Origin of the sequence: Dyella sp. GSA-30, assembly GCF_027924605.1 — a bacterium.
GTDB lineage: Bacteria > Pseudomonadota > Gammaproteobacteria > Xanthomonadales > Rhodanobacteraceae > GSA-30.
Map to the genome: position 1 here is coordinate 4,690,382 of NZ_AP027042.1, position 16,217 is coordinate 4,706,598.

General features: G+C 58.8%; 13 protein-coding genes. 6 read left to right on the forward strand and 7 right to left on the reverse strand.

Annotation, left to right across the window (positions count from 1 at the left end; genetic code table 11):
- Positions 1 to 218 precede the first annotated feature (218 nt).
- A complete protein-coding gene (locus QMG46_RS20030) occupies positions 219 to 1,028 on the forward strand; it encodes a CPBP family glutamic-type intramembrane protease (protein ID WP_281849641.1) in 810 nt (269 codons plus the stop codon).
- Between the two features lie 24 nt (positions 1,029 to 1,052).
- Here QMG46_RS20030 and QMG46_RS20035 read toward each other — a convergent pair whose 3' ends face one another.
- From QMG46_RS20035 to QMG46_RS20045, 3 genes are all read right to left on the reverse strand, one after another.
- Positions 1,053 to 3,122, reverse strand: a complete 2,070-nt coding sequence (locus QMG46_RS20035; protein ID WP_281849642.1) for a protease pro-enzyme activation domain-containing protein — start codon at positions 3,120 to 3,122, stop codon at positions 1,053 to 1,055.
- Positions 3,123 to 3,488: 366 nt separating this feature from the next.
- Entirely contained in the window at positions 3,489 to 4,733 is a 1,245-nt protein-coding gene (locus tag QMG46_RS20040) for an autotransporter outer membrane beta-barrel domain-containing protein (protein WP_281849643.1), read from the reverse strand.
- A 340-nt stretch (positions 4,734 to 5,073) separates the two neighbouring features.
- Positions 5,074 to 6,441, reverse strand: coding sequence for a DUF418 domain-containing protein (locus QMG46_RS20045; RefSeq protein WP_281849644.1), 1,368 nt, complete (start codon positions 6,439 to 6,441; stop codon positions 5,074 to 5,076).
- Positions 6,442 to 6,725: 284 nt separating this feature from the next.
- On the opposite strand from QMG46_RS20045, the gene QMG46_RS20050 reads away from it, so the two are divergent.
- Positions 6,726 to 8,246 (forward strand): carbohydrate-binding protein, encoded by a 1,521-nt coding sequence (locus QMG46_RS20050; RefSeq protein ID WP_281849645.1) that lies wholly within the window; start codon positions 6,726 to 6,728, stop codon positions 8,244 to 8,246.
- Positions 8,247 to 8,813: 567 nt separating this feature from the next.
- Here the strand turns inward: QMG46_RS20050 and QMG46_RS20055 are convergent.
- Entirely contained in the window at positions 8,814 to 9,707 is an 894-nt protein-coding gene (locus tag QMG46_RS20055; RefSeq protein WP_281849646.1) for a LysR family transcriptional regulator, read from the reverse strand.
- An 84-nt stretch (positions 9,708 to 9,791) separates the two neighbouring features.
- Here QMG46_RS20055 and QMG46_RS20060 point away from each other — a divergent pair, with 84 nt between their 5' ends.
- On the forward strand, positions 9,792 to 10,643 hold the full coding sequence (locus tag QMG46_RS20060; protein WP_281849647.1) for an NAD(P)H-dependent oxidoreductase: 852 nt from the start codon (positions 9,792 to 9,794) through the stop codon (positions 10,641 to 10,643).
- Positions 10,644 to 10,667: 24 nt separating this feature from the next.
- Here QMG46_RS20060 and QMG46_RS20065 read toward each other — a convergent pair whose 3' ends face one another.
- Positions 10,668 to 11,609: an aldo/keto reductase gene (locus QMG46_RS20065; protein ID WP_281849649.1), complete on the reverse strand. Its 942-nt coding sequence runs from the start codon at positions 11,607 to 11,609 to the stop codon at positions 10,668 to 10,670.
- Between the two features lie 238 nt (positions 11,610 to 11,847).
- On the opposite strand from QMG46_RS20065, the gene QMG46_RS20070 reads away from it, so the two are divergent.
- Positions 11,848 to 12,339 (forward strand): TetR family transcriptional regulator C-terminal domain-containing protein, encoded by a 492-nt coding sequence (locus QMG46_RS20070; protein ID WP_281852936.1) that lies wholly within the window; start codon positions 11,848 to 11,850, stop codon positions 12,337 to 12,339.
- An 18-nt stretch (positions 12,340 to 12,357) separates the two neighbouring features.
- A complete protein-coding gene (gene mug / locus QMG46_RS20075) occupies positions 12,358 to 12,897 on the forward strand; it encodes a G/U mismatch-specific DNA glycosylase (RefSeq protein WP_281849650.1) in 540 nt (179 codons plus the stop codon).
- Between the two features lie 22 nt (positions 12,898 to 12,919).
- Here mug and QMG46_RS20080 read toward each other — a convergent pair whose 3' ends face one another.
- Positions 12,920 to 13,810 carry a LysR family transcriptional regulator gene (locus tag QMG46_RS20080; RefSeq protein ID WP_281849651.1) on the reverse strand — a complete coding sequence of 297 codons (891 nt, stop codon included), beginning with the start codon at positions 13,808 to 13,810 and terminating at the stop codon, positions 12,920 to 12,922.
- A 115-nt stretch (positions 13,811 to 13,925) separates the two neighbouring features.
- On the opposite strand from QMG46_RS20080, the gene QMG46_RS20085 reads away from it, so the two are divergent.
- Positions 13,926 to 14,111, forward strand: a complete 186-nt coding sequence (locus QMG46_RS20085) for a 4-oxalocrotonate tautomerase (RefSeq protein WP_281849652.1) — start codon at positions 13,926 to 13,928, stop codon at positions 14,109 to 14,111.
- A gap of 91 nt (positions 14,112 to 14,202) precedes the next feature.
- Here the strand turns inward: QMG46_RS20085 and QMG46_RS20090 are convergent, their stop codons facing one another.
- The gene (locus tag QMG46_RS20090; RefSeq protein ID WP_281849653.1) at positions 14,203 to 16,185 is read right to left on the reverse strand and encodes a CocE/NonD family hydrolase; all 1,983 of its coding nucleotides are present in this window, start codon (positions 16,183 to 16,185) and stop codon (positions 14,203 to 14,205) included.
- Positions 16,186 to 16,217 lie beyond the last annotated feature (32 nt).

Here is a 16,217-nt window from a genome sequence, read left to right on the forward strand (position 1 = left end):
GACCGAGTGCGCGAATATCATCCACCGATCACGATCATCTAACCGCAAAAAATTTCGACACCTGTCCACGCAGAAACCGCGATCTCGCTCACACCGCCCCTGAGCCACTGCGACCGTGCCAAAACGGCCATGGCGTCACCATCGACAAGCGAGTATTCATTGGGCCATCTCAAACAGATCTTGACTGCTTTTATTGTCACGAGAAGAGGGATAGCGTCATGCGAAACTCGCGATCCATCACGCTTTATCTGGCCGTTGCCTTCGGGTTCGCATGGGCGTTCTGGCTGGTCGCCTGGCTGATCAGTAAGAAGCTCATTTCGTTTCCCCTGATCCCCATGTTGTTCATTGGCTCATTCGGCCCGTTCATAAGCGCAGCCGTGACGACATACAGCGATGGCGGCTTGCACCGAATGACCGGCTTTTTCCGTCGCGGTTTCGACCCGCGAATGGGGTGGAGCGTCTTTCTGGTTTCCTTCTTCCTGATGCCGATACTGGCGATCATTGTCGAGCTCACCCATGCACGACTTATCGGTCAGGCACCGCACTTCACCATGACCCTGGCGGACTTCCCGCTGAGCTATCTGTTTCTGTTCGTGCTGGGCGGGACGCTGGCCGAGGAGTATGGGTGGACACTGCTGTCGGATAAGCTCGATGCGTTTCTGCCACTGAAGACTTCAACCGCGATCCTCGGCTCGATCTGGGCACTGTGGCACGTGCCCTTGTTCTTCATCGTGACCAAGGGCGCCATCCAGGGGTATACGCCGTTCTATATCTTCTTCATCGCCACGGTCGCCATGCGCTTTCTGTTTTCCTGGGCGTACCACCGCGGCGGCCGAAGTATCTTGTCCAATATGCTCTTCCACACGGCATCGAACCTCGCCTACAGCCTGGCGGCGATTGCCCCAGCGCCCGAAGATCTCTCAACGTGTCGTTTGTGGATGTTCACCCTTCTTACTTTGGTTTCGGCCGTCGTCATCTGGATTGTGGCGCCACCTCGCAAGGAGACTCCTGCTCCCATCGCTACTTAGCTCACCATCACATGGCCATGCGGTTCAGAACCCAAGGCTCCATTGATCCAGAGTCCCTGTGTTTCCCTTGAACGAATCGTCCACCCATAGCTGCCATTTGCCATTGGCTGGAAACGTAGCGGCATCCACTGTCCATATCTGATCGATATTGGCGCCGCTGTCGTTGGGATCGGGCTGCTTCAGTACCATACGGACCCCGTTCGGAGCGACCAGGGTGATACGTAGATCGCCACGATGCGGGTGAGTGATCTTGGCTTCCACCCTCAGCGTAGGCGGGCAATGGCCGCTGCGATCGCGAATGATGATCGGCCCTGCAACACTGCCCAGATCGGGAATGGGCCAGACGAAATAGCTCGCATAGACATTGCCGCGCGGAGTTCCCCAATACTGCGTGACATAGTCGCTGAACTTCGCGATATCGAGGCTGCCCCAGCCGGTGCAGTAGTCCCATGTGAGAGTGCAGCGATAGCCTGTAAAGCTCGGCGTCCCACCGGTGTAAATGCCGTTATAGCCGCCGACGATGTCATGTGTTGGCGCGGGATCTTTGGAGAAATGCTGGTACATGCGTTCTGTCGGCAAGCCCAGGCTGTTGTTATTTGCCGATTGGATGCGCGCCCATATGCCGGCGAAAATGGCCGAGGCATTGCCGGTTGCGCCACCGTAATACCCGCCTCGATCGAAGGCCAGGTCTGGTACGACTCGCATGGTCACTGCACGACCCAAGGCGTCGCTCTGCCAGATCGGCGCGCGCTCGAACAAGCTGGCACCGCCTCCGCTGCCGTACATGTCGCCCTGCCAGTAATCAAACGTGGCTGAGAAAACACTCTCGCCCGCCCAGCTGAAATCCTGATTTACGGCCGCGTTCGTGGCTCCCACGGCAACCACATAGGGGGAGCTGGCCGGTTCGCTGACCGAGTACTTGCTCAGATCCTTTTGATAGATCACGCCAGCGTAAGATTCATAGACACCGAAATCCCCGGAGGGCACCACAAAGGTCTGCCCCTGAGCCACCGCTTGCTTGAAAATCGTATCGTCCGCCGTCTGGGCGCCGGAGTTATGCGCCCATGTTTCGTCCTGGTTGTAAGCCGAATGAATGATCTTGGCGCGGTTATCGGTCACGGCCCGGTTATACATCGCCGTAAGCGTCGCCTCCGTCAAATAACTGCCCACCTGGACCGCTCCGACATAGGCAGTCAACTTCGCCAATCCGCCGGACACGCCGACGATGGTCTCGGGCCAGCAACCCGGAGGCGAGAAGGGGTAAACCGTGCCCTGCCCCACACCATCAGTGATGGCGACCAGGGTGGTGAGCACTCTCGGGAGATGCTCCTGATCGGTATAGGCATTGAGGGCATCGACCAGCCCGGACATATCCCCGTTTCCCTGGCAGATAACGGCCACGCTCGTGTTCACGCCGCTTGGCGTGCTACCGGCGTCATAGACTTTCGTGTATTGAGCAGGGTCGGTAACGGAAACAGACAGTGCGTTGCTCTTGGTTATCGGCGAAGTACTCTCGATGGAGGCCTGTGGCCCGTGTACATTTTGCAGGCCAAGCACAGCTCCGACTGTATCGCCCAATGTCTGTGGCACCTGAACAGGCGCGTCGTTGGCAAATTGCTGCCTCCCTTCGGGCGTCGTGAATTGCCTGATCTGCGTACGAAACGCCGCAGCTATATTCGTCGCATTGCCATCGGCTGAAATCAACAAATTATTCGGAGCTGGCTGGATATGGGCAAATCCAGCTTGCTGCAAATGCGCTACAACCGCCTGCAGTTGGCTATCGGTGGGTGCATAGGCTTCCTTGAACTGCTGCGGCGTAAGGAATTTGCCGTAAACAGGGCTACCCGACTGATTGAGATCATGTAAGAACGTATCGAGCTGCGCCTCGTTGCGCAGCTTCAGGCTGATCACGATATGCAACTGCTTAGTCGACTCCAACGGGGTCACCAAAGCGTTCACCGGAGGCGCATCGGCGATATTGATCGTCCACGCCTGCGATGCGGTGGCAATCTTGCCTGCCGATACATTGCTCTGCGGAACCAGGACGGCCTTCGTCTGAGTTTCCACCCAGCCATCGGTAGCGCATGCGGACATGGATGCCGACGCCGTCAGCAGAGCCAACGGCAACAAAGCCAAATTTGTGCGCCAGGACTTTTTGTTCGAAACGTGGCTCTTGAGAGTCATCTCGCACTCCTTGGCTAAACTTTAAGAAGGGAAGAATCCAACAAAAAGCGGTGTGGCCGAGCTCGCTCGACGAAGATCTCATCAGCTACCGGATGAGACTCATATTTCAAACTGAAAAAAATGAGCCTGTGCTCAGTTTTCGAATTGGCATCGGCATCCGGCAGACGCCGTTCATGTAGCGAAAGGCCGCGTAGAATCCCGTCCGCTAGTTCTTGATCAAGTCACGTGGCGGCGATGAGCACATCGCCGCCGTCCCTATCTACTACCCCATGCAACTTAGAAACGCACGGACATGGCCAGGGTCAGGTCCTGATCCACGGTGCGCTGGCTACCGGCCTGACCGGTATAGCTCAGCGAAACCACCGCATCGGGCGCCAGCGTGAAATCCAGGCCGGCGTCGAGCACACCGACGTTGCGACTCACGACCAGACCATTCAGATTGTAGTAGCTGCCGCCAGCACGGAACGCCAGCGCGTGATCGACGTCCACGTCGCCCATGGCATGGCGCCAACCGATGCCGGCTCGCGCATTCACCGATATATTGCCCAGTTGAAAGCTGTCGGCGACGAAGTGCACGCCAAGGGTGGAATACGTCACATCGGCTTCATGGCTGCGGCCCAGGAGCGCGGCCGGGCTGCCGGATTCGTGGAACGACTCGAAGTTCTGCCGCACCTGGGCCAGCTGCAGATAAGGCTGCCACGTACTGCCGCCCCATCGCACGCCATAGCCGAGCTCGCCAAAGACCTGCGCGGTGTCCCCATAGTAGTCCGTGCCAACGTGCGCTGCGGCCAGCCCTGGAACCTGCACGAACCTGTCGGTGGAAATATCGTGGCGTACATAAGCCGCGCCGAGCTTGAGGGTGAGCGCTCCCCACTGGGTGCCGGCATACGCGCCGTAGGTAGTGTCGTGGGTGCTCGCGGTGGAATCGCGGCTGTCGGCGGTGAGTGTCGAGTGGTCGTAACCGAACAACAGGCCCACACGCCAGCTATTGTGGAAGATCAGTGTATCGACGCCGCCCATCACGCCGCCCATGTCGCGCGTGATTGCGCCTGCGTTACCGTTGTTGCCCTGCTGACTCCAGCCACCGGTGGCTTGCCCCCACAGATGGCTACCGTCGGCACAGCCGGCCGCGCAGGATAACCTTGCAAACGACATGTCACGGGCGAAGTGGCTGTCCTCGATCATCTGTGTGCCGACGGCGGCGTGAATCTCGCCGGACAGACGGTCGTATCCGGCGCGTGCGCTGGCCGGGTCGGTGGGCCATTGGCTTTGCAGGGACGTCCGCAGCGGGCTACGCGCAGGCAGCGACTGCAAGGCGGTGGCAACCGCCACTTGATTGGGCGAGCCGGAAGCAACGAAAGGCTGGCTCTGCGCGATCGCTGCCGAAAAGGGCGTGACGACCGCCAACGCGGCTCCAATGACCAGCACGTACCCGACGCGTCGTCCGGCAGAATGTATGGATGGCTGATCGTGCCGGGCAGCAACTCCCAGCGTGCCGAAATTACGATTGCGGATACGCATGCATGGATCTCGATAATCGCCACCGGGCGTGGCAACTACCAAGTATCTTCACTGCACTGCAAATTTATGTGTTCGTGGGCCACGATCTCTCCGCTTATGCGGTAGAGATGCGCAGTAGTACACATTTACTTCAACACACATTTTGCGTGCCAACCTGCACGTATCATCGATGAAGCGTTTAGCTGAATGCTTGATCTGTTGATCAGTCCACAAATTTTGCTTTTGGGCGACGAGCAAGCTACTGCGGTTCACACATGCACATACATACAGATGTCATGTCCGCCAGTGCGGTATGACATCTGTATGTAGCAGGCGTACAAACCATCGCCTTGGCGGGCGCTCAAGCCACCCGCATTCCTGGCCACTTCAGATACGTCAGCCCGCGCCAGAACCATTCCACCGGGCCAAAGCGGAAGTGCCGGAACCACCAATGGCTGAATAGCAGCTGCGCCAGGTAGAACAATACGGCGGCGAGCATGTTCCACGCGGGACCTACACGCCCGTATAAGCCCGTGACAATGCCGCTGTAAAACGTCACGAAGAAAATCGATTGCGTAAGGTAATTGGTCAATGCCATGCGCCCCACCGGGGCGAGCCACAAAACACGCGCCCGCCATCGCGGATGCTGAAACAGCAGCGCCAGCCCGGTTGCGTAGCCGCAACTTGCCAAGGGCATGCTGACAAGATTTGCCAGTCTCAAGATCAAGGTCAATATCGTCTGCGGCTGGTCCGGGCTTACAAGATGATGCGCGACCACGCAAACCATCTGTGTCGTCAATCCCAGCGACAACGTCCATGCGCAGATGCGCCGCAGCGTTGTTTTTCGCTCGGGCAATGCCTGAACCCATCCCTTGCGCCAAACATACAGGCCCATCAGGAAGAGAGGCAGGCTGAGTGCCACCGTGAACGGTGCCGACGATATCCACTGACGCCACATCTGGCCGTTCTCGTGCACAAGACCGCCCAGATTGGCATGCGCATAAAGAGCGACGATCTGCTGCGCCTTCGTCAGGTCCGGTGGCGCACCGGTACCGGCAAATCCATCGATATGGAGCCGGCTGGCTATCCAACGCCCGATCGCGAGCAGGAGCGATAGTGTCCACAAACATGCGCCCCAGGTCAGCACCGTCTTTGGCGTTGCCTTGCGGAACCAGAACAGGAGGAAACCGGTGCAGGCATAAGGCAGCAGGATGTCGCCATCCCAGATCACGAAGCCATGGATGAATCCAAACAACGCCAATGCGCCCAGCCGTCGCAAATAGAACCATGGAAAGCCTGAGCTACGCGCCTGGGAACGCGTCATTTGAATGGCGAAACCAAGCCCGAAGAGAAAGGCAAATAGCGTATATGCCTTTCCTGAGATAAACACATCCAATAACGCCTGCACCCAGACGTCGTACCATGACGGAAAAACCTTTTCGGTGGCATCGTAAAGCATCAAGGGCAAATTGAAGGCGCGCATATTGGCCGCCAGTACGCCAAACAGTGCAAAACCGCGTAGCGCGTCGACGAGAACGAGGCGCTCATCGTCCAATACGGGACCCGCGCTTTTCGAGATTGAAATACTTGCGATTACGCCGGCTTCCTCTTTCTTATTCACACAACCCCCCTGGCATTGAATCCGACAATTAGCCGGTCGGACGATACACCGTTGGGTTGATTCGTATAAGTGGAGAACGTCGTGAGTACCAGCCAGTCTTTGGTCCATGGCAGATGCCGCAAGAGTCGCCTCCGGCATTCCCAAATGCCAGATCGACCTTTTCGGTCAGGCGCTTGCTCATGCCTTTGCGACACGCATCACGATCTCCCCTGGCGCTGCGGTGCTTCCATAGACAACGTTGTCATTTTCCTTCGATCCTCGAAGGAATCAGTGCAGTCGTACCCCCCATACACGTAGTTACGGACGTGGATGCGCCAAGCCGTGTCTCCGTGACCGGGAGGGATATCGTTGTCAAACTGTCAGCGTTATTAGCCCCATACGGAGGTAGCCCCATGAGTCAGAAGAGTTTGCCGAAGTGGCCCGTCATGCTACTGAGCGCGATAAGCACGGCGATGGGCGCAGTGCTGTCCACCACCTTATTGACGATGACGCCGATGCAAATGGCGCAGGCGCAATCGGCGCCAGCATGCACGACAGCATGGAGTGCATCGACGATTTATACCGGTGGGCAGCAAGCGAGCGAAAACGGCATCAACTACGTGGCCAACTGGTGGACGCAGGGCAACGACCCGGCGACCAGCAATGGCGGCTCCGGCAGCGGTCAGCCGTGGACCCAAGCCGGCACCTGCGGCTCGTCGGGCTCACCGCCTCCGCCACCCCCGCCGCCTCCGCCGCCCGCACCACCCGCGCCACCGGCCTCGGGAAGCAATACCACCGGCACGATCAATTTCCATCTGCTGCTTGGCGCGGGGTCTGCACAGGATCAACTCCCTCTGACAGGCGACAATTACACTGATCTGATCATGTCCAATATCGTCGCCGGCGTCATGTACGGCCACCTGGTACAGGAGTACTACCCCGGCATCCAGTTCAATAAGGACTACACCTACGGCTCGATCCTGGCGCAGCTGCTGCAGGAGAATATCGCCACCCAGTACTACGTCAGCTCCAGCGCGCTGATCGATCCTTCGCCCAATCAAGCGGCGGTGATGAGCGTTGGACAAGGCGGCCCATACCAGATCAACAACTACGCCGCCGATATGGTGTCCGGTACCTATACACCGGCCGGCCATTCGCTGATCAACTACATCGCGATCCAGAAGAACATCGGCTACACCATGGCTACGGCGGCCACGCAGTACAGCAAGCCTACGCCAGCGTCATTCAACAACAAGTACTACGGCCCGATGTTGACGGCGTACTTCCACTACAACGACTTCGTGGCCTTGATTGTCACGGGTACCGGACCGGGCGGCTGGACTACGCCGTGGCAACCGGCTTTCAATGACGCTCTGACGAACTTCAAGACGCTACCGAACAACTTCTTCGACGTCTTGTTGAACGTGGCCTATAACCAGGGCTACTACGGTGGTCTGGTAAGCAGCTATAGCAGCCTGGGGGCAACGGCCACCGCCTCGACCGTGGCTTCGGTGGATTCGTACAGTTCGGTGTGGGGCGTACAAGACACGTATCGGCAATATCCCTATCAGGTTCGCTACTACCTGGACCAGATCTACGACAAGCCGATTCCGACCACCAGCGCCACCAATCTGGCCACGCCAACCAACCACGTGAGCTTCAATATCGCGTCGTTGCAAGGGGTGTTTTCGAACGTGTTCCAGACACTGGCTTATGTGAACAAGTCAGGCGCTTCGGTTTACATCTCGGCGGCGCAGGCGCAGACGGCGTTCACTACCGCACTGAGTCAGGCAGGCGTTGCCAGCACGGCGACACTCGATCTGAGCAACACAGCAGACCGAGCGAAGATATTCAGCCTGCTGGAGTATGCCATCGGCAACCTGGAGACCAGTCTGGGCATGCCGTTCAACGCGACAACTTCGTCGCAACTATAACTTCAATAAGAGCCGAGGCATCGGCTTGATGGTCGATGCCTCGGTTCAAGCATCTGGTCGTGAGCGCAACCTACTTCGACAACATCCTTTTTGACTCAAACGCAAACGATCATTACAGATTGCTAGATCGCCGCAAACTCAACGCTCAGACCCTCGGTACCTAGCTGCCTGCAACCGTACCATTGAGAATCGAAGCTACAGCCGCCTCCAAGGTTGTCGTCCATAAAGCGGCAGTTCTCGAATGTGCATTCGACGATCCGGCATCCCGCAAAAGAACATCCTCGAAAATCGCAATTTTTAAACGTGACTCCCACAAGCGTAGCTATATTGAATAGCGCCCAGTACAGATCACACCGATCGAATATGCAATCAATGAAGCTAGAAGTGATATGCGGCCCTTCAGCTTGGATGTCGCGAAACTCGCAGAACCTAAACGCCTGATCTCCCCAAGGGATTTTCTTGGGTAAACGCCTCTCGAAAACCTCGTTATCTATTTGCATGTGTCCTCACCGTCTCCAGGCGCGGGTTCTTTTGTGACCGGTTGAACGACAAAGCAAGACGTTCCCATTAAACACTGTCCACGATGTAATCCCGCAACCATCGATGCGCCGGGTCGCGGTGGGAACGCTCATGCCAGAGCATCGCCATTTCGTAACCTGGAACGTCGAGAGGCGCCTCGACCACGCGTAGCCCAGGACTTTCACGAATCAGGCGTTCCGGCAGCATGGCCACCAGGTCGCTGCTCTCCACAACAGACCTGACAAACATGAAATGCGGCACAGACAACACGACCCGACGCGTCATGCCTAACTTGGCCAACGCATCGTCCGTACCACCGTGAAATCCGCCACCATCGGGCGAAACGATCACATGTTCGAGCTCACAGAATTGCCGGAGCGTCGGCCGTCGCTTCAATCGCGGATGCCCCGCACGCCCCACTAGCACGTAGCGCTCGGCGAACAGCACACGCTGGCGCAAACCTGGCGGGGCATCGTCGCGCGTGTGAAAGGCCAGATCGATGTCGCCCTGCTCCGCCTGTCGCGCGATACGCGATGGCGTGAGCGCCAGGACAGCCAGACTCGTCCCCGGCGCCGCCGCGCGCAAGCCGGCCAGCACAGGCAACACGATCGTGGCCTCGCTGTAATCGGAGGCGGCCACGCGCCATGTGCGATCCGAACCCGAGGGGTCGAAAGGGCCGGAAGGCGCGACCGCAAGCTCCAATGCCTCCAGAGCCAGGCGTAGCGGCTCGCGCAAGGCATCGGCTCGTGCCGTCGGCCGCATGCCCCTGGGCCCAGGCAGCAATAACGGATCGCCGAATATCTCGCGCAGCTTGGCCAGGTGCACGCTGATCGACGGCTGAGAGAAATTCAGCCGCAGCGCCGCCCGGGTGACATTGTGCTCGGCAAGCAAAGCGTCGAGGGTGACCAGCAGATTGAGGTCGAGCCGCCGTAAATTATTCACGACTATACCTGTAATTTTGATAATTAATTTCTAATATACCTTGTGGGCGCCTAAGGTGTCGTCATGTGCCACGGAGACCCCGCCATGAACGTACTTATCGTCTTTGCCCATCCAGAACCTCGCTCCTTGAACGGCTCGCTCAAGGACTTCACGATCAAACGCCTGCAGGATGCCGGCCACACCGTGCAGGTCTCGGACCTGTATGCGATGCAATGGAAGGCCGCGCTCGACGCCGATGACAGCACCGGCCGCGATGCCAAGGAACGTTTCTATCCCGACCGCGATTCCAAACATGCCTATGCGAGCGGCCAGCAAAGCGCGGATATCGAGCGCGAGCAGGAAAAGCTGCGCTGGGCAGATGCCGTGATCCTGCAGTTCCCGTTGTGGTGGTTCTCGATGCCGGCGATTCTGAAGGGCTGGTTCGAACGCGTCTATGCCTACGGCTTCGGCTATGGCGTGGGTGAGCACTCCGATGTGCGTTGGGGCGATCGCTACGGCGAAGGGATGCTCGCGGGCAAACGCGCGATGTTGGTCGTCACAACCGGCGGCTGGGAGTCCCATTACAGCCCGCGCGGCATCAATGGACCTATCGACGACCTTCTGTTTCCGATCCACCACGGGATGCTCTACTACCCCGGCTTCGACGTCCTGCCGCCCTTCGTAACCTATCGGACACGTGGCATCAGCGAGGCGCAATTCGACGCTATATGCGAGGCACTGGGGCAACGGCTGGACGATCTATGGACGACGCCGCCGATTGCCTATCGGCCGCAGAATACGGGGGCGTATGAGATTCCTTCGCTCACGCTGAAACCGGAATTGTCGCCGGGACAGACCAGCTTTGCGATGCACGTCGCCCAGGCGCCTTCAGATTCATTTGACTTCAAAGGCGAAACGAAACACGACCGCGTATCGGTCGAAGAGCACGTGACCTGACTTGCAGTCTGACGCCCCGCCGATTCACCCGCGCTGCGGAACAAAACCGGGCATGCCGGTCTCCACGACGGCATTCAACCGAACACTCGTGGTGATGCGACTTTGTATTTCCTGCATGGCCTCTTCAGGTAGTGCGGAAACATCGAAGTTTTCCCTGATATGCGCAGGGTTGGTCGATGTAGTCAGAAAGGCTGTCCCACGCTGCACCGCCCACGCGAGCGCAACTTGCGCCGGCATTTTCTCGACGCGCTGAGCAATGGCTTTGATCACCGGGTCATCCGGTATCCTCGGCTCCATGCCGTGACCCAATGGTGCAAAGGCAAGCAGCACGATGCCATGTTGCTTGCAGAAGTCGAGCAGCTCCCATTCGGGAAGATAAGGATGGCTTTCGACCTGCACCACGGCAGGCTTGATGCGGGCAGCCGCGACGATTTCCTTCAGCTTTTCCAGGGTGATATCGGAGAGCCCGATGGATCTGCACTTGCCTTCATCCACGAGGCTTTCCATCGCCCGCCAGGTCTCGATCAACGTGACTCCCTCGTCATAGGCCGGCTCACCACGTCCATCCTTGGGGTACTGCTCGTCGCCGGGCCGGAAGGCAAAAGGTGTATGGATTAAATAGGCATCGAGATAGTCGAGCTGAAGACGACTAAGACTTGCTTCGAGCGCAGGTTTGACCCGCTCGGGACGGTGATTGTTGTTCCATAGCTTCGAGCTGACGAACAGCTCCTCTCGCGCCACGGTTCCAGCCTCGAATGCTTCGCGCATCGCGACGCCGACCACGTCTTCGTTGCCGTAAAGCTCCGCGCAATCGAGATGCCTGAACCCCACTTCCAACGCCACCTTGATGGCCTGCCTGGCGGCAACGCCGTCACGAATCAACGTACCGAACCCGACAGCCGGGATCGATCCGGCGCCGTGGGCGAGCGGGATTCTTGTGTCACGAAAACGCTCGGGGGAATGCATGGCTGTGTCTTCCTGATGGATAAAGCACGAACTGCACGCGAGTTGCATTTTGTACTGACTCGCATAATATTCACCAGAACAACGACAGGTCAATATTTTTATGCGGCCCGGAACAAAAAAAGACGATGCAGCGAGAAAAGCCCGAGGACGGCCACGTGCCTACGAGCCCGAGACCGCCCTTCGACAGGCCAAGGAAGCATTCTGGAAGACGGGCTATTCCGGCACGTCACTCGACGACATCTCCGCCGCGACCGGCATGAACCGGCCCAGCCTTCGGGCGGCGTTTGGTGACAAGCATGAGATCTACATCAGGGCGCTGAGCGACTATTGGGAGCTCAAGTTTGCAATGATGCGCAAGGCGTTCGAGCGCGGAGGGACGCTTTCCGAGACCTTGATGAGGGTATACGACGCGGCGCTATCGATCTATTTCTCCGGTGACGATCAGGTGCGCGGGTGCTTCGTGGTCGGCACGGCCATTACCGAAGCCCCTGGCGATCCTGAGATCCAGGCCATCGTCGCGAAGGGCTTTCAAGCGCTCGACGCCGATTTCGAGGCGCGCTTCAAACAGGCGCGTGTGGCAGGCGAATTGGAGCAGAGCGCCGACCCCAAGGCACTCGCCCTGCTCGCCTCCGCTACGATGCATACGCTTGCCATTCGCGCTCGCGCCGGCAGCTCACGCAACGAACTAAGGAAGCTCGCGCACAAGGCGGTGAGCGTGATCTGTAGCTGACCACCGGTGCGATCGACCATGAAGATCAAGTCTGATGCCCAGCCTGCTTCGACCGGCGAACTCCCCGATATCATTGCCGGAGATCTCAAAGTGCTGTTCTGCGGGATCAACCCGGGCCTGTCGGCGGCCGCGTCAGGGCATCACTTTGTCGGACGAAATAATCGATTCTGGCGCGTTATTCATCTCGCCGGCTTTACCCCTGAGGAAATTCAGCCGCAGGAAGACCACACGATTCTCAGCTACGGCTATGGCCTGACGTCGGTGGTGAGGCGCCCCACGGCCCGTGCGGACCAGTTGTCGCCAGAGGAATTCACCACTGCCGCAGCCGAGTTCGAACGGAAAGTCGCTCATTACGCGCCGCGTTTTATCGCGTTTCTAGGCAAGATGGCGTACTCGGAGTTATCTCGCCAACGGGATATCGGCTGGGGGCTACAGCCGGCTCGTATGCAGGGCACCGCCATTTGGGTTCTGCCCAATCCCAGCGGGAGAAATCGCGCATTTACCCTTGACCGCCTGATCGCGGCATACCGTCAACTTTATCTGGCGGTGAAAGACTAGCGCCCTGATTTCGCACACGTCTCTATTCCATACCGAACCGCTCCATCAGAAAGTCGATCACGCTTCGCAGCTTTGCCGTGGGGCGGTGATCCTGGGTGTACACCAGGTACATCGGCGACGGCGCAAGCGACCAGTCAGGCAACACCGGCAATAACCGGCCGGCAGCGAGATCGTCGGCCAGCACAACCTCCGGCTGCAGCACGATACCTAGCCCACGCAAGGCCGCCATGCGCAGCGCATCGCCATGGTTGGCGGTGAAACTGCCCTGCACGGCGACATTACGGAGTTCTCCGCCAGGACCAACCAGTCGCCATTGATCGTGGTAACGCCAATACGACAAGCCAAGGCATAGGTGCTCGCTCAGTTGCTCGGGACGCTGCGGTGAACCATGGCGGCTCAGATAGGCAGGTGCAGCCGCCATCACTCTGCGATAAGGCTTGAGCGGGCGCGCCACCAGCCCCGGGCCATCGATCTCGCCAATATGGATGCCGAGTTCGTAACCGTCGCCGATCAAACTGTCCGTGCTGTTGTCCAGCTTGAGATCCACCTGGACCTCGGGATGTGCGGTCATGTAGTCAGCCAGCGCGGGCACCAGGCTGTGACTGCCGAAGCTCACCGGCGCCACCATGCGCAACAGACCACGTGGACTGGCCTGCAACTCGGCGGCACTGGCATCGGCCAGTTCGATCTCGGCAAGCGCTTGCTTGCAGCGCTCATAATAAAGCCGGCCCACATCGGAAAGTTGCTGGCGGCGCGTAGTGCGGTGGAGCAGCCGTGCATTCAAACGCTGCTCGATGGCCTGGATGTGCTTTGCCACCATGGTCGCCGATACCTGGCTGGCTTCGGCGGCGGCGGCAAAGCTGCCGCACTCCACCACCTGCACAAACATTTCCATGCCCGCCAGCTTGTTCATGATTGCAAACCTATAGGTTGGTTATGTGCAAAATCATGGCAAGTTTATCAACGTCAGGCCCGCGCGCATCATGCCCTCGCCACCCCACTTCCGGGGTATCCATGAGAGCATCACCATGCCCATCCTACGTCTTGAAATGCATCCCGGCCGCACGCTGGAACAAAAGCGCAGCTTCGTGCAGGAAGCAACCCGCGTCGCCGTGGAAACGCTGAAGTGCCCGCCAGAAAGCGTCGATATCGTGATTACCGAAGTATCGCGCGACGCATGGGCCAAGAGCGGCAAACTACTTGCCGACGGGTGACTGCAACAACCACGCCCGTAATCAGAAACACGAATGCAAGGACGAGTGCCACCGCCGCAGACAAGACCGCGACGGTGGCGACAGACCCAAACTAGTTGGCGCCCTGAGCCACCTCGCCCGAGCGAGGCACCACGGTAATCGTCACCTTCGACGGATGCTCACCGTCGTGATGCACGGCATTGTGTGCGATCACGCCCTTGACCTCGTCGTAGTTGTTTCCGCCCGTATTGAGGTTGCGATCGAAGCGCGGGAAATTGCTGCTCGATATCGCGACGCGCAGGCGATGTCCGGCGAAGAAATAGTTGCTGGTATCGATCGGCTGGAAAGTCACCTTGTAGACCTTGTCCGCTTCCATCCATGCCAGCGGCTTGTCGTAGCCGTCGCGATAGCGCATGCGCTGGATGTTCTCGGTGATGTTGAACGCACGCCCATCCGGATAGACGTCCATGATCTTGAAGGTGAAGTCGGTGTCCTTCGCACTCGAAGATACATACAGGGTGACAGTGATGGGGCCGCTGACTTCGGTACCTTCCTTGAAGGGTTCGGAGTTGTACACCAGGATGTCGTTGCGGGCCAGTTGAGGATTCTGGTCGTACGAGCCGAACTTCACCGCATTGCCCTGGCAACAGCCGCCACCGCCGAAGGTGGGCACCGGATTGGCCGGGTCGTACACGAACTGATCGGGATGATCGGCCGCGTCCGGCGCCGTGGTCAGGCTGCCGTCGCCATAGAGCGTATTGGCCTTGCCCTGGCTGCTGAGGAAGAACTCCTCGGTCTTCGCGCCCATCGGCGGCCAGGTTGGCGATTTGCGCCACTTGTTCTCGCCCATGACGTAGTACATCACCTTGGGCTGTTTTTCGAGGATGCCGTTGTCTTCGCCTTTCAGAAAATGATCGAACCAGCCATAGACCAGGCTGTCGTAATCGAAGCGCGCATCGCCAACGCTGAGGTCGCCGATCATGGTGTCCTCCGTGGCACGCGTATAGGCGCAATGCAGCACCGGCGCGATCACGGCGTACTGCTGATCGGCAATGGCCTTTGGCGCGTGGCTGCGCACGTAGTTGTAAGCAGCCAGGTTCGGCGATACCGAGACATCGAACCAGCTCATGAACCACAGGCCCGGCTTCTTCACCGGCATGGTCTCGTTCCACAGGCCGCCCTTGGTCCAGGCCGGATCGTTCGGTGCACGCGCGATCATGTTTCCGCCCGTCGCCACCGGCATCTTCGTATCGAAGATGCCCGGGGGGCCGCCGACCGAACGCATGATGTCGTTCTCGGGCAAATGCCAGAACGCCTTGTCCCAATCCACCGGCGGCGACTGCGCGTCCAGGTCAAACATGCGCGAGACGCGGATCAGCTCGGCTTGCGAGGTATTGGCCGGAAACATCGGGCGCACCTGGTTCTGCTCGTCGTACAGCCAATCGATAAAGAGCATCTGCACCGCGCCACCGCGATACCAGTTGCCCTGTTCGTAATACGGCCCGACTTTGCCCACGCCGGCGCCGAAGCCTTGCACGTTGAAGGTGGCGAGCCCCGGATCGTCCTGCGCCACGACGGCCATTTGCCATTCCGCGGTCGACGAGCAGCCCGTGGTGCCCACCTTGCCGTTCGACCACGGCTGCGAGGCGAGCCATTTGATCTCGTCCGAACCATCGGTCAACGGCGGCCCGAGAATGTCGTATTCGCCTTGCGAGAAGTAATGGCCGCGCTCGTTCATCTGCACATAGGCATAGCCATGCTTCACCGCCTCCAGTTCTCTGGTCATATCGCGCGGCGCGCCGAGCTTCACGTCCCAGAAATTGAAGTTATAGGGCGTGCGCGAAAAAATAATCGGCACCTTGCCCGTCGCATGCTTCGGCCGGTAGAAGTCGGCAGCCATCAGTTTGCCGTCGCGCATTTTCACCATCACCTTGCGATCGATGATGGCGATCTGCTCAAGCTGCTTTTCGAGATCGTTGCGTTTGGCGATCAGTTGCTGCTGCGGATCGGGGCGTTGCTGCGCGGCGGCCGGAACGGCGGCAAGCAAGGTGAGCATCGCGCCGGCAAGGCACGTACGGAGGTGCATGGATGACATGAGGTTCTCCCTGGATACCTGTCGAGTATGTG